We start from the raw sequence: 13,702 nt of genomic DNA, 5'->3' as shown, positions 1-13,702 counted from the left end.
TGGGTACAGTGTGACCTTCATTTTGGAGGCACCATGAACCCGACCATAGATCTCATCCTTTCCCATCGCTCCATTCGTCAGTTCACCCCTGAGCCCATCAGCGCCTCGCAACTCGATCAGATACTGAGCGCCGCCCAGAGCGCCTCCAGCTCCAGCTTCCTGCAGGCAAACAGCCTCATCCGGGTGACCGACAAGGGGCTGCGCGCCACCCTGGCCGAGCTGGCCGGGCACCAGGCCTATGTGGCCGAGGCCGCGGAGTTCCTGCTGTTTTGCGCCGACTATCAACGCCACAGCCAGATAGTGCCGGAGGCCCAGACCGGCTTCGTGGAGCAGCTCATGATAGGCGCCATCGACGGAGCCCTGATGGCCCAGAATGCCCTGCTGGCGGCCCAGTCTCTGGGCCTTGGCGGCGTCTACATCGGCGGCATTCGCAACAACCCGGCCGCGGTGAGCGAGCTGCTGGGGCTGCCCCATCAGGTGATCCCGCTGTTCGGCCTCTGCCTGGGTCATCCCGCCCAGCAGCCGGAGCAGAAGCCCAGGCTGCCCCGCGCGCTGGTGGTGCACGAGAACCGCTATCCAGAGACGCTCGATCGCGCCCTGCTGGCGCAATACGACAGCCAAATCCACGACTACTACCTGGCCCGCAGCAGCAACAACAAGGTGCAGACCTGGAGCGGACAGATCAAGGCCATCCTCGGCAAGGAGGCGCGTCCCTTCATGCTGGGCTTCCTCCAGTCGAAGGGGTTTTGCCTCAAGTAATGGGGGCGGCGGGCGATATGGAGCATGAGGCCCCGGCCATCGCCATCGCCGCGGCTCCCTTGCGTTGTTGTGAGGCAAGGTGCGATCTGGGCGCTACCCTATGCGGGTAAGCTGTTGTAGGATCACGCAATTGGATTGGGACAGGAGTGTGAATACCCTATGATTTTAACCTTGATATTGCTGTCAATTGGCGCACTCCTGTTTCTGGTCATCGCCTATAACGTGGTGCAGCAATACAAACAGAAGGCGGAAGCCGACAAGCGCCAGACCATCGCCCGCCACAAGGCGGTGGCGGATGAGACGGAGGAGGTGCTGCTGAACGTCAACCTGGTGCCCTTCTCCAAGAACATGGTGCTGCTGCTGCAACACCGGATCCTGGATGCCTACCGCGCCATAGTGCAGGTCATGCCGAACGCCCAGGTCAAGCAGCGCATCATCGACGTCCAGACCCAGATCAAGAACGTGCAGGAGAACTACAGCAGTCAGGACGAGGGGCACTTCAAGACCCCGGAGTCCGACCGTCAGGCGATCCAGATGCTGCAGCTGGCCAAGAAGATGCGGGCCGTGCTGCGGGTCGAGCACAACAAGGGCAAGATAGATCCCCAGGGGTTCGCCCAGGAGGATCGTCGCCTCGAGCTGATGCAGCTCAAGATCAACATCGCCAACCTGATCAAGCGAGCCATGGATGCCCAGATCCAGGGGCAGTACGGCACCTGCCGTCAGCTCTATACCAAGGGGCTCGGCGCCCTGGCCAATGTCTCCGACAAGGACCCTTACCTGCTGGCGCGGGAAGAGGACATGCGCCAGGGGATGCGCCAGCTGGAAGAGCATCTGCAGCAGCACAGCGAGAAGGAGCTGCAAAATATCAAGGACAAAGAAGCGGACGAGCTCGATGTCCTGTTCCAACCCAAGAAGAAATGGTGATCATGTCTCATCCACTGGATACCACGCTGGGGCCCATGGCCCCATTCGTTTGCCAACTGCTCACTGAAATGCACGCCCTCATGGGGGAGTGCGAGGCCCCCCAGGTGGATCATCTCTGCTACCGCGCCGCCACCTTGCCGGAATACCTGGCCCTGAAAGAGACGCTGGCGCGCCATGGGGTGCTGCTGGTGGAGGGAATGATAGGGGGCCGCCCCATCGCCACCTATCGCCTGCATCAACCCGTCTGCTGGCAGCAGGTCACGGTTCCCTGCATCGAGCTGGCCGCCCCCAAGGCGGGCCGCGTCCATCAGGCGGGGCTGGAGCACATCGAGCTGGTGGTGCCCTCGCTCACGGCCCTGGTGGCCGCCCATCCCGGGCTTGCGTTCAAGACGGCCAACATGGGCGACGGGCGCAACCCGGATGTGGGGCTGATGCTGCCGTCGGGGCAAATCAAGTTTCATCTGCGCCCTTTGAGCGAGGTGATCGACGAGGAGTTGCACACAGGCGCCGTGGTGCCGGTGCCGGCGGACTATTACGACGGCCTGTGAGTTGAGGACCCCGTCACTGACGTGACGAGGCGTGAGAGGAGAGGGGCGGCGCCGCGCGCCCCTTGAGATGGCCGAGCCAGAGGCTCAAGGCGGCGGTGACGCACAACACCAGCTCGATGCCGAGCACCAATCCCCAGAGGCCCCCCCGCTCCCAGAAGGGATGCAAGTAAAGCCCCCCCAGACTGGCCCCTAGGTAATACCCCACCAGATAGAGCGACGAGGCGAGCGCCCTGTTGTGCTCCACATGCTGGCCGACCCAGGCGCTGGCACAGGCGTGGGCGAGGAAGAAGCCGAAACTCGAGACCAGCAGCCCCCCTATGATGGCGGCAAGAGTCCCCTGCAGCAGGGCGAGGCTGCCGAGCGCCATCAGGGCGATCCCCGCCAGCAGCAGGCGCTGCGCCCCAAAGCGATGGGCGCAGCGGCCGCTCAGGGAGGAGGCGAGGGTGCCGGTGAGGTAGGTCAGAAACAGCATGCCGAGCCACTGGGTCGGCAGGGAGAAGGGGGCCTTGGCCAGCAGGAAGGTGAGGTAGCTGTACTGGTTCAGGAACACCATGAAGTTGAGCCCGCCGATGAGATAGGCCCCCAGCAGCAAGGGGTTGCCGAGGTGGCTCTGGATGGCGCGGCGCAGCTGCCCCGGGGCGGCCTCCACGGCCACGAAGCGGGTCTGGGCCGGCAGCAGCCAGATGACCAGCGGCAGCAGGGCGAGGCTGATGAGTCCGATCCCGAGGAAGGTATGTTGCCAGTCGCCGAACCAGCCTGCCAGCAGTCCGCCGACCACCCGGCCGGCGATGCCACCGAGGGAGTTGGCGGCGATATAGACCCCCACCGCAGAGAGCAGGGCGCGTTTGCTGAACTCTTCTCCCATGTAGGCGATGGCGGTGGCAGGCAGCCCGGCCAGCAGCGCCCCCTGCAGGATGCGCAGGCACACCAGCAGATCGAAGCGGGTCACCCAGGGAATGCACAGGGAGAGCAGGATGGCGCAGGTCAGCGTCAACAGCATGATCCGGCGACGCCCGAACCTGTCCGCCAGGCGGGCGCAGATGAGCAGGGATCCCGCGAGCCCCGCGGTGCAGCCCGCCAGGGTCCATCCCGCCGACAGGGAGCTGACGGAGAACACCTGTGCCAGCAGGGGCAACAGGGGATGGGTCTGATAGAGATTGAGAAATACCAGGAAGGATCCCAGGCTGAGGGCCAGGGTGGCGCGTATCCATTCGCGACTGCCTACTTCGATCATATGGAGTTGTCCCGACGACTTTTGTGCAGAGTAGTGGGTCGCTTTACATAAATATAATATATTTAAGTTATCAGTCTGATAAATGGAATTGATATGGATCTGAAGCAGCTCGGTTATCTGCTGGCGGTGCGGGACGCGGGCTCCTTCACCAGGGCCGCCCAGGGCCTGCACGTGGCGCAACCTGCCGTCAGCATGGCCATCGCCAAGCTGGAGCAACAGCTCGATCTGCGCCTGTTCGACAGGCAGGATCGCAGCGTGCGGCTCACCCCGGAGGGAGAGGTGCTCTGCCGTCATGCCGAGCGGCTGCTGCTGCAGATGCACCAGGCAGAGGCGGAGATGGCCGAGCTCAAGGGACTGGAGCGGGGGGAGGTGCGCATCGGCATCCCCTACATGATGGGCTCCTATTACTTCCCGCCGATCCTGATGGCCTTCAAGCATCGCTACCCAGGTTTGAAGATCCGGGTGGAGGAGGCGGGCTCCCGCGAGCTGCTCAGCCGCATGGTGGACGGCAGCCTGGATCTGGCCATCCTCATCACCAGCGACTTGCCGCCGGCCCTCGAGGGGGCCCAGCTGCTGCGGGAAGAGATGCTGATGGTGGTGGGGGAGGAGCATCCCCTGCGCGGGGTCGGCGCCGTCTCGCTGCCACAGTTCTTCAGCCAGGAGCTCGCCATGTTCCGACGGGGCTTCTACCACAGAGAGCACATGGAGGCGCTGGCGCAGGGCTTGGGAATAGAGCCCAACATCGGCTTCGAGAGCAACCTCATCCCCCTGCTCAAGGCGGTGGTGAGACAGGGGTTCGCCGTGACCACCTTCCTGCGCATGGTGCTGGAGGAGGAGACGGCGCTTTGCGGCATCCCCTTTGCTCCGCCCATCTTCCTCGATCTCTGTGTGGCCTGGCGGCGGGGAGATCCCCTCTCCATGGCCAACCGGGCGCTGCGGGATTTCCTGTTGGCACAGGCCAGTCCTGAGCCAACCCCGGACGCTGCCCTGGGGGACAACAAATAGGGCTGCAAGATCGCCAACAAAAACGCCTCCCGATGGGAGGCGTTTTTCATGCCGCTGCCAGGCTGCGAGCCATCACTTCTTGAACAGATGATCCAGCTTGTTCGCCTTGGTGGAGAGATAGAACTCGTTGTGGGGATTGCGACCCTCCTGCAGGGGGACGCGCTCGGCCACCGGAATGCCAAAGGATTCCATCGCCTTCAGCTTGCGCGGGTTGTTGGTCATCAGGCGCAGGCTCTTGACCTCCAAGGCCTTCAGCATATCGGCACAGATGGTGTAATCGCGCATGTCGGCGGCAAAGCCCAGTGCCACGTTGGCCTCGACGGTGTCGGCGCCCTGATCCTGCAGATGATAGGCGCGGATCTTGTTGAGCAGGCCGATGCCACGGCCTTCCTGACGGACATACAGCAAGACGCCGCGACCGGCCTTGGCGATCTTCTCCATGGCGGCCTGCAACTGGAAGCCGCAGTCGCAGCGCAGGCTGAACAGGGCATCCCCGGTCAGACACTCGGAATGAATTCGGCCCAGCACGGGCTCACCGTCCGCGATATCGCCCATCACCAGCGCGGCATGATCCTTGCCGGTGCCGGTTTCCTGAAAACCAACCAGCGTGAAGGTGCCCCAGGGGGTCGGCAACTTGGATTTGGCCACGAGGGTAACGCTGCTCATATGGTTGCTCCTGACTACAGCTGCTTAAAAAAGGCGGCCAGTTTAGCGCGCCTTGTCCATAACAACCATAAGAACAAAACCTTGCAGGAGGGATGGTTTCCCGGATTGGTCATAATAGGCGCAATCGCGACGACTTTTGCGCAATTGTGCGCCCTGACAACTGCCAGCGCCGGTGCATTCGGGTATAATCGGCGCCCATTACCCCATCCCGGCAGGGATGCGTGCAACCAGTCAACATGCCGAGTGCGCAGGAGAAAAGTTATGCCTCAGATGGCCCCCGTGATGACAATTGATGGCCCGAGTGGAGCCGGTAAAGGCACCCTGTGCCAGCTGTTGGCAGAGAAACTGGGTTGGCACCTGCTCGACTCTGGTGCCATCTACCGGGTACTGGCGCTGGCGGCCTTGCACCACGATGTGGAGCTCGATGCCGAAGCCGCGCTGGTGCCCCTGGCCGCCAATCTGGACGTGCAGTTCCAGGTCGACGGCGGACAGGTCAAGGTGGTGCTGGAAGGGGAGGATGTCTCCCGTACCATCCGCTCCCAGGAAGTGAGCGATGCCGCCAGCAAGGTCGCCGTCTTCCCCCGCGTGCGTGAGGCGCTGCTGCGCCGCCAGCGCGCCTTCCGCCAGCTGCCGGGCCTCATTGCCGATGGCCGTGACATGGGCACCGTGGTTTTCCCCGAGGCCGAGGTGAAGATTTTCCTCGATGCCAGCGCGGAGGAGCGCGCCCAGCGCCGCTATAAGCAGTTGCAAGATAAGGGCTTTGATGTTAACTTTGAGCGTCTTTTAACCGAGATTCGGGAACGTGATGATCGCGACAGAAATCGCGCCGTTGCCCCCCTGAAACCCGCGGAAGATGCTCTTGTGGTAGACTCAACGTCTATGACCATAGACGAAGTGCTGGTAACGGTGCTCGCCTATGCGGAGCAACAACTTGGTGATGTCAGCACCAGCTGATGTCAGTCGTCTGCACCATGGATGGCGCAGATAATTTAAAACAACCCCGCTTGTGCCGGATTGCGAGTGGATGTTTCATTTGTGACACAAACAATGATCGAATCTTTTGCTCAACTCTTTGAAGAGTCCCTGAACGCCGTTGAAACCCGTCAAGGTTCCATCGTCAAGGGCACCGTCGTTGCTATCGAGAACGGTTTTGTACTGGTTGACGCCGGTCTGAAATCCGAGTCTGCCATTCCTGCTGAAGAGTTCAAGAACGCCCTGGGCGAGCTGGAAATCAACGTAGGCGACACCGTTGACGTGGCTCTGGACTCTATCGAAGATGGTTTCGGCGAAACCAAGCTGTCCCGCGAAAAAGCCAAGCGCCACGAAGCCTGGCTGCAGCTTGAGAAGGCATACGAAGAGCAAGCTACCGTTATCGGTATCATCAACGGCAAGGTCAAGGGTGGTTTCACCGTTGAACTGAATGGCATCCGTGCCTTCCTGCCGGGTTCTCTGGTTGACGTGCGTCCGATCCGTGACACCGCTCACCTGGAAAACAAAGAACTCGAGTTCAAGGTCATCAAGCTGGACCAGAAGCGCAACAACGTTGTCGTTTCCCGTCGTGCCGTGATCGAGACCGAGAACACCTCCGAGCGCGAAAGCCTGCTGGCTAACCTGCAAGAAGGTCAAGAAGTTAAGGGTATCGTCAAGAACCTGACCGACTACGGTGCATTCGTAGATCTGGGCGGTGTTGACGGCCTGCTGCACATCACCGACATGGCGTGGAAGCGCGTTAAGCATCCTTCCGAAATCGTCAACGTTGGCGACGAGATCGCAGTCAAGGTTCTGAAGTTCGACCGCGAGCGTACCCGTGTATCCCTGGGTCTGAAGCAGCTGGGCGAAGATCCCTGGGTTGCTATCGCCAAGCGTTACCCGGAGACCACCCGTCTGTCTGGCCGCGTGACCAACCTGACCGACTACGGCTGCTTCGTTGAAATCGAAGAAGGCGTTGAAGGCCTGGTACACGTATCCGAGATGGATTGGACCAACAAGAACATCCACCCGTCCAAGGTTGTTAACGTTGGCGACGTGGTTGACGTGATGGTTCTGGACATCGACGAAGAGCGTCGTCGTATCTCCCTGGGTCTGAAGCAGTGCAAGTCCAACCCGTGGCAGCTGTTTGCCGAAACTCACGCCAAGGGCGACCGTGTTTCCGGCAAGATCAAGTCCATCACTGACTTCGGTATCTTCATCGGTCTGGACGGCGGCATCGACGGCTTGGTTCACCTGTCTGACATCTCCTGGAACAACCAGGGCGAAGAAGCAGTACGTGAATTCAAGAAGGGCGACGAAATCGAAGCCGTTGTTCTGCAAGTGGACCCGGAGCGCGAGCGCATCTCCCTGGGTGTCAAGCAGATCGAAGAAGACCCGTTCAACAAGTACCTGTCTGACAACAAGAAAGGTGCTATCGTGAAGGGTAAGGTTACCGAGGTTGATGCCAAGGGTGCCGTGATCGAACTGGCTGACGGCGTGGAAGGCTACCTGCGTGCCTCCGACGCTGCTCGTGACCGTGTAGAAGACGCCACTCTGGTGCTGTCTGTTGGTGACGAAGTTGAAGCCAAATTCATGGGCGTTGATCGCAAGAACCGTACCGTAAGCCTGTCTGTCCGTGCCAAGGACGAAGCTGACGAGCGTGTTGCCATCGACAGCCTGAACCAACAAGAAGAAGTTGTGTTCAGCAATGCCATGATGGAAGCGTTCAAAGCCGCCAAGGGTGAGTAATCCTTGATGCAAGAAAAGGGCGGCTTCACGCCGCCCTTTTTTATCTTGGCATAATGAAAATTGCATGTGATCGGGGAAGGAGATTTAACCTTATGACCAAATCAGATCTCATCGAACAATTGGCTGCCAGCCGCATGCATATGCCGGCCAAAGATGTCGAAGCCGCCATCAAGGAGATCCTTGAGCAGATGGCATCGACCTTGCAGAACGGCGACCGGATTGAAATCCGAGGATTTGGAAGTTTCTCGCTGCACTATCGTGCGCCCCGCGTGGGTCGCAACCCCAAGACTGGGGACAAGGTTGAACTGACCGGGAAATATGTCCCGCATTTCAAGCCTGGTAAAGAGTTACGCGAACGCGTGAACATCATCGAATAATGCAGAAAATGGCATACCTGGGTATGCCTTTTTTATTTTTACGTCTTTTGATATGTCATTTGTCAGGTTTCTCGCAGTCTTTTCCCATTCGCTCTAGAGTCTGCCTGTGATTTTAAGGATAATCAGTCTCTCATTAGCTACAGACAGGGAGATCTTATGAAGCGTATTTTGGCCCTCATCCCATTGGTGCTGGTGTTTGTACTGACCCTCGCTATCGGCTCGCAAAATGGCCAGCTGGTGCAGTTCAACTATCTCATCGCCCAGGGGGAGTTCTCCCTCTCCATGCTGCTGGGGTTCTTTTTTGCCGGTGGCTTCCTGTTGGGCTGGCTGGTGTTCGGTCTGCTCTTCCTGCGCTTGAAACTGCAAAACCGTACCCTCAGTCGTACCATGCGTCGTCAATCCCGTGAGTTGGAGCTAGCCCGGTCGCCAGCCAAGGAATAATGTCCCTCGATGCTTGAACTGCTTTTCCTGCTGTTGCCGATTGCCGCTGGTTATGGCTGGTACATGGGACGCAGGAGTGTTCGCCAGGACACCCAGCAACAGAGTAACCAGTTTTCCCGCCAGTATGTGGCGGGCCTCAACTATTTGCTGTCTGACGAGTCGGACAAGGCGGTGGATCTCTTCATCCAGCTGCTGGAAGTCGACAGCGAAACCATCGAAACCCATCTCTCCCTCGGCAACCTGTTTCGTCAGCGGGGGGAGGTCGATCGCGCCATCAAGATCCACCAGAACTTGGTCGCCCGCCAGCTGACCCGGGAGCAGCGTCAGCTCGCGCTGCAGGAGCTGGCCCGGGATTTCCTGGCTGCCGGCCTGCTGGATAGGGCGGAAGCGCTCTGGAAGGAGCTGTGCGAGGACAGCGACTTTGAAGAGACGGCGCTGGCGCAGTTGCTCATCATCCATCAACAGCTGCGTGACTGGGACAAGGCCATCGAGGTCGCCACTCGCCTGCAGAAATTCCAGGGCAAGAAGCTGGCGGAGCCCATCTCCCATTTCTATTGCGAGCAGGCGGAGAGCGCCTTGCGCGACGGTGACAAGGGGGCGGGGATCGCCAAGTTCAAGCGGGCGCTCGCAGCCCACCCTGCCTGTGCTCGGGCCAGCCTGCGACTGGCCGATCTGTCGATGGAGGAGGGCAAGTTCGAGGAGGCCAGCAAGGATCTGCTGCGGGTGTTCGAGCAGGACATGGATTTTGCCTCCGAGGCCATGCCCAGGCTGCTCGATTGCTATCAGCAGCTTGGCCGCACCCAGGAGCTGATCCCGCTGCTGGAGAAGGCGGTGGAGGATCATGCCGGTGTCAGCGTGACCCTGGCCCTGGCCAATCTGGTGGAGGCGCGCGACGGCCTGAGCCAGGCCCGTGCCCTGGTGCTGCGCCAACTGCGGCGCCACCCCTCCATGAAGGGGTTTTACCAGCTGGTGGGCTTCCAGCTGGCGAGCGCCGAGGAGGGGCCCGCCAAGGAGAGTCTGGAGCTGCTGCAGCAGCTGGTCGGCGAGCAGATCAAGATAAAATCGACCCACAAGTGCCGCCAGTGCGGCTTTGCCACCCATTCGCTGTTCTGGCAGTGTCCCTCCTGTCGGCAGTGGGGCTCCATCAAGCCTATCCGTGGCCTGGATGGTGAATAACCTTTAGTAACCGAAAGCCCGTATCCGAGCGGAGGCGGCAAGCCGAACCTGGCGCAAACCCAAGTGAGCAAGATGCCAGACTGCGACCGGCTCGTCGGCCGTGTCGAGTCTGGATGTGGCATAACAACCCATAGGAAGTGACATGCAAGACCCCAAAGTACTGGTCGCGCTGGATTATCAGCACGAAGCCGATGCCTTCGCCTTCATTGAACAGATCTCCCCGGCCGAGTGCCGCCTCAAGGTGGGCAAGGAGATGTTTACTCTGTTTGGCCCCCAGTTCGTCCGCCAGCTGGTGGCCAAGGGGTTTGACGTCTTTCTGGATCTGAAGTTTCACGACATTCCCAATACGGTTGCCAAGGCCGTGGCAGCGAGTGCCGAGCTCGGGGTCTGGATGGTGAACGTCCATGCCAGCGGGGGAGAGCGCATGATGCGTGCCGCCAGGGAGGCGCTGCTGCCCTATGGCGACAAGGCGCCCTTGTTGATCGGTGTGACCGTGTTGACCAGCATGGAGCAGTCCGACATGGTGCCCCTGGGTCTGGATCTGAGCCCGGCCGAGCAGGTGATCCGGCTGGCCACCCTCGCCAAGACGGCAGGGCTGGACGGCGTGGTCTGCTCCGCCGAGGAGGCTCGCGAGTTGAAAGCCTTGCTCGGCTGTGACTTCAAGCTGGTGACCCCGGGCATTCGCCCGAGCGGATCGGCTGCCGGGGATCAACGCCGGGTCATGACGCCGCAGGCGGCGGTGGAGGCGGGGGCTGACTACCTGGTGATTGGGCGCCCCATTACCCAGGCGGCGGATCCGGCTGCTGTGCTGGGGGCGATCAACGCCGAGCTCTGCCGATAAGGGGCCGACTCCTGAATGACAACAGGCCGGATTGCAGATCCGGCCTGTTGCGTTTTGATGGGTAGCTGAGCGCTGCTGCTAATGAGTGGCAGCCCTTATCCCCAGGCGGTCAGGACTTGACGGTCTGCACACCCAGGCCGATGGGGAAGAGGCCGAGCAGCAGGCCGGCGGCCGAGCCGATGAGGTGCGACTCTATGTGCACCCTGGCGCCAATGAGGGCAGAGACAGGGCTCTCTCCCGCACTGTAAAAATCCAGCCCGAGCTTGATGACGATGCCAAGCAGCATGAGCCAGCCCGAGTGGCGACGATAGCGGATATCCTGCATGGCCCCCCACACGAACACGCCGTGCAGCAGGCCGGAGAGCCCCATGTACCATTGGGTCTGCGGGCACCACCACCAGATCCCGAGCCCGACGGCCGTCCCCAGCAGCAGGAGCAGCACGGGCAGGCGCCAGCCCGTCAGGTATTCGCGAAACAAACTGTAGAGCACCGCAAGCCCGCTCAGGTTGAGCAGCAGGTGCCATCCGTTGGTGTGGGCCAGATTGCCTGTTATGATGCGCCACCCTTCGCCCTGGGCGATCAGGTCGCGATCGAAGGAGAGCAGCTGGTTAGGTACCGTGAAGAAGAGTAAGGCAGTGACGAGCGAAAGCGTGATGACCCAGAGCAGACCCGATTTTTCTGACAACATGAAACAACCCAACGACAGAGAGAGCCGATACTGTACACGCTGTGCCCGAGCCCTCAAAGCCTGCCTGTGTGAATATATCCAGCAGGTGCCCCACCTCGCACCGCTCCATATCCTGCAGCACCCCAACGAGGTCGCCCACCCCAAGGGAACGGCCGCTCTGTTGGCCGCCTCCCTCAGCCATGCCCGCATTCACGTGGGGGAGCACTTCGCCGATGCCGACTGGCTCAATGCCCTGCTCGCCGACCCCAAGGTGCAGTGCTATCTGCTGTGGCCCGATGATGAGGCCCTGACCCTGGCGCAGGTGCGAGAGCACAGTGAGCAAGCCAGAGAGGTGCACTTCATCCTGCTCGATGGCACTTGGCGCAAGGCCTATCGCATGTTGCACAGCAACCCGGCCCTGTTGGGATTGCCGAGGATCACCCTCGGTGCCATGGCGGGGCAATATTCCATTCGCAAGAAGCCGTTTCCCGAGGCGCTGTCGACCCTGGAGGCGGGCTACCATCTGTTATCCCAGTGGGAAGGGGAGCCCGAGCGCTTCGCCCCGCTGATGAACCTCTTTACCGAGTTAAACCGGCAGTGGCATGACTTTGCCCAAGGTCGCCGCGCTTGAATCTGAATTGCAAACAGGAGTGATGAACGTGAAAAAAGCCGTCGTGGTATTCAGTGGTGGTCAGGACAGTACCACCTGTCTGGTGCAGGCCCTGGCCCTCTATGATGAAGTGCACGCCATCACCTTCGACTATGGCCAGCGTCATCGGGAAGAGATCGAGACAGCTCGCCGTCTGGCCGGGCAGCTCGGGATTGCCGCTCACAAGGTGATGGATGTGACCATGCTGGGTGAACTGGCCGTCTCGGCCCTGACCCGTGACGACATCCCGGTCAGCGGTGAGTTGCAGGACAACGGCCTGCCCAACACCTTCGTGCCGGGTCGCAACATACTGTTTCTGACCCTGGCGGCCATCTATGCCTACCAGGTCGGCGCCGAGACCCTGATCACCGGGGTGTGCGAGACCGACTTCTCCGGTTATCCCGATTGCCGCGACGACTTCGTCAAGACCCTCAATCAGGCGGTGTCGCTGGGGCTGGATCGCGCCATTCGCTTCGAGACCCCCCTGATGTGGCTCGACAAGGCGGAAACCTGGGCCCTGGCGGATCACTATGGCCACCTCGAGACGGTGCGCCAGCAGACGCTCACCTGCTACAACGGCATCAAGGGGGATGGCTGTGGCACTTGCCCCGCCTGCGAGCTGCGCAGCCGCGGCCTGCAGCGCTATCTGGACGACAAGGCGGGCATCATGGCCAGCTTGCGCGAGAAAACCGGATTGTGATCCTGCCTCTTTCCCGGGTTTGGGGTATAATCCGCGCCTTTTGCAGCAAGCCGTGACCGAGATGCACTACCCAATCAACGAGATCTTCCAGACCATCCAGGGGGAGGGCGTCTTTACCGGCGTGCCCGCCATCTTCGTTCGCCTGCAAGGCTGCCCGGTGGGCTGCCCCTGGTGCGATACCCGCCATACCTGGGTGGTGGATCCTGCCCGTGAGGTGGACAGCCGCGAGGTGCTCGACCGATCCAACGAGTCCGATGGCTGGAGCAAGATGAGTACGGGCGAGATCCTGGGGAGCTTCGAGACCCTGGGTTACCGGGCGCGCCATGTGGTGTTGACCGGTGGCGAGCCCTGTCTCTACGATCTGCACGAACTCTCGTCGGCCCTGCTGGCGGCGGGATATCAGGTACAGATCGAAACCAGTGGTACCAGCGAGATCCTGACCCACGCGCAGACCTGGGTCACCGTCTCCCCCAAGATCGGCATGAAGGGGGGCTTGCCTGTGCTGGTATCGGCTCTGGAGCGGGCCAACGAGATCAAGCATCCGGTGGCCACCGAGCGCCACATCGAGGAGCTCGATGCCCTGCTGGCCACGGCCAGCCTGCGCCCCGACGTGGTGATCGCATTGCAGCCCATCAGCCAGAAGCCCAGGGCCACCGAGCTGGCCATGGCGACCTGCATCGCCCGTAATTGGCGGCTCTCCATCCAGACCCATAAATATCTGAATATCGATTGATATGGACAGACTCTCCGATGAGCGGGTATTGCTCACCCTGGCGGGCAAGATGCCCTACGGTAAATATCAGGGGCGACGCATCATAGATATTCCAGAACCCTATCTGGTATGGATGGCGCGCAGCGGTTTTCCGGCTGGTGCGCTGGGCCAAACCCCAGGGTGAGAGCGTGAACATTTTGTTAAATTTCACCCAGTTTTTTGAGACCCGCATTGAGTACCGTTTCCAGATATTCACTGCTCATTCCTGCGATTTTTTGCTTCCGT

General features: G+C 60.8%; 16 protein-coding genes and 1 pseudogene. 14 read left to right on the top strand and 3 right to left on the bottom strand.

Annotated features, from left to right (window positions below; translation table 11 throughout):
- Positions 1–33: 33 nt before the first annotated feature.
- From nfsA to ACB030_RS16295, 3 genes are all read left to right on the top strand, one after another.
- Entirely contained in the window at positions 34–759 is a 726-nt protein-coding gene (nfsA, locus tag ACB030_RS16305) for an oxygen-insensitive NADPH nitroreductase (RefSeq protein WP_139745560.1), read from the top strand.
- A 159-nt stretch (positions 760–918) separates the two neighbouring features.
- Positions 919–1,683 carry a DNA repair protein gene (locus ACB030_RS16300; RefSeq protein ID WP_205641889.1) on the top strand — a complete coding sequence of 255 codons (765 nt, stop codon included), beginning with the start codon at positions 919–921 and terminating at the stop codon, positions 1,681–1,683.
- Positions 1,677–2,231: a VOC family protein gene (locus ACB030_RS16295; protein WP_371161211.1), complete on the top strand. Its 555-nt coding sequence runs from the start codon at positions 1,677–1,679 to the stop codon at positions 2,229–2,231. The genes ACB030_RS16300 and ACB030_RS16295 overlap by 7 nt, the downstream gene beginning before the upstream one ends.
- A 13-nt stretch (positions 2,232–2,244) precedes the next feature.
- Here ACB030_RS16295 and ACB030_RS16290 read toward each other — a convergent pair whose 3' ends face one another.
- On the bottom strand, positions 2,245–3,465 hold the full coding sequence (locus tag ACB030_RS16290; protein ID WP_371161209.1) for an MFS transporter: 1,221 nt from the start codon (positions 3,463–3,465) through the stop codon (positions 2,245–2,247).
- 93 nt (positions 3,466–3,558) lie between these two features.
- Between ACB030_RS16290 and ACB030_RS16285 the strand changes: the two genes are divergently transcribed.
- Positions 3,559–4,470 carry a LysR family transcriptional regulator gene (locus ACB030_RS16285; protein ID WP_371161207.1) on the top strand — a complete coding sequence of 304 codons (912 nt, stop codon included), beginning with the start codon at positions 3,559–3,561 and terminating at the stop codon, positions 4,468–4,470.
- A gap of 72 nt (positions 4,471–4,542) precedes the next feature.
- Here ACB030_RS16285 and ribA read toward each other — a convergent pair whose 3' ends face one another.
- Entirely contained in the window at positions 4,543–5,136 is a 594-nt protein-coding gene (gene ribA / locus ACB030_RS16280; RefSeq protein ID WP_025327191.1) for a GTP cyclohydrolase II, read from the bottom strand.
- Between the two features lie 261 nt (positions 5,137–5,397).
- Here ribA and cmk point away from each other — a divergent pair, with 261 nt between their 5' ends.
- The 6 genes from cmk (at position 5,398) to pyrF (ending at position 10,689) form a co-directional block, all read left to right on the top strand.
- On the top strand, positions 5,398–6,090 hold the full coding sequence (gene cmk / locus ACB030_RS16275; protein ID WP_371161205.1) for a (d)CMP kinase: 693 nt from the start codon (positions 5,398–5,400) through the stop codon (positions 6,088–6,090).
- A gap of 93 nt (positions 6,091–6,183) precedes the next feature.
- Complete coding sequence (gene rpsA, locus ACB030_RS16270; RefSeq protein WP_005327816.1) at positions 6,184–7,854, top strand: 30S ribosomal protein S1; 1,671 nt, start codon at positions 6,184–6,186, stop codon at positions 7,852–7,854.
- Positions 7,855–7,946: 92 nt separating this feature from the next.
- Complete coding sequence (gene ihfB / locus ACB030_RS16265) at positions 7,947–8,231, top strand: integration host factor subunit beta (protein WP_005299934.1); 285 nt, start codon at positions 7,947–7,949, stop codon at positions 8,229–8,231.
- A gap of 156 nt (positions 8,232–8,387) precedes the next feature.
- Complete coding sequence (locus tag ACB030_RS16260; RefSeq protein ID WP_005327818.1) at positions 8,388–8,672, top strand: LapA family protein; 285 nt, start codon at positions 8,388–8,390, stop codon at positions 8,670–8,672.
- 9 nt (positions 8,673–8,681) lie between these two features.
- Entirely contained in the window at positions 8,682–9,848 is a 1,167-nt protein-coding gene (gene lapB / locus ACB030_RS16255) for a lipopolysaccharide assembly protein LapB (protein WP_205641885.1), read from the top strand.
- A 142-nt stretch (positions 9,849–9,990) separates the two neighbouring features.
- Positions 9,991–10,689: an orotidine-5'-phosphate decarboxylase gene (pyrF, locus tag ACB030_RS16250; protein WP_371161202.1), complete on the top strand. Its 699-nt coding sequence runs from the start codon at positions 9,991–9,993 to the stop codon at positions 10,687–10,689.
- A gap of 109 nt (positions 10,690–10,798) precedes the next feature.
- Here the strand turns inward: pyrF and rrtA are convergent, their stop codons facing one another.
- On the bottom strand, positions 10,799–11,377 hold the full coding sequence (gene rrtA, locus ACB030_RS16245) for a rhombosortase (RefSeq protein WP_371161200.1): 579 nt from the start codon (positions 11,375–11,377) through the stop codon (positions 10,799–10,801).
- On the opposite strand from rrtA, the gene ACB030_RS16240 reads away from it, so the two are divergent.
- From ACB030_RS16240 to ACB030_RS16225, 4 genes and pseudogenes are all read left to right on the top strand, one after another.
- Positions 11,343–11,987 carry a tRNA-uridine aminocarboxypropyltransferase gene (locus ACB030_RS16240; protein ID WP_371161198.1) on the top strand — a complete coding sequence of 215 codons (645 nt, stop codon included), beginning with the start codon at positions 11,343–11,345 and terminating at the stop codon, positions 11,985–11,987. The two genes, rrtA and ACB030_RS16240, sit on opposite strands and share 35 nt — an antisense overlap.
- A 28-nt stretch (positions 11,988–12,015) precedes the next feature.
- Positions 12,016–12,705 (top strand): 7-cyano-7-deazaguanine synthase QueC, encoded by a 690-nt coding sequence (gene queC / locus ACB030_RS16235; protein WP_371161196.1) that lies wholly within the window; start codon positions 12,016–12,018, stop codon positions 12,703–12,705.
- 61 nt (positions 12,706–12,766) lie between these two features.
- A complete protein-coding gene (queE, locus tag ACB030_RS16230) occupies positions 12,767–13,438 on the top strand; it encodes a 7-carboxy-7-deazaguanine synthase QueE (RefSeq protein WP_371161194.1) in 672 nt (223 codons plus the stop codon).
- A gap of 1 nt (position 13,439) precedes the next feature.
- A pseudogene (locus ACB030_RS16225) lies at positions 13,440–13,592 on the top strand (putative quorum-sensing-regulated virulence factor); the annotation flags it as partial.
- Positions 13,593–13,702 lie beyond the last annotated feature (110 nt).

The sequence above is a fragment of the Aeromonas sp. S16(2024) genome (genome assembly GCF_041403065.1).
In the GTDB taxonomy this organism is placed as follows: domain Bacteria; phylum Pseudomonadota; class Gammaproteobacteria; order Enterobacterales; family Aeromonadaceae; genus Aeromonas.
This window is presented reverse-complemented; position numbering and strand designations above follow the sequence as displayed.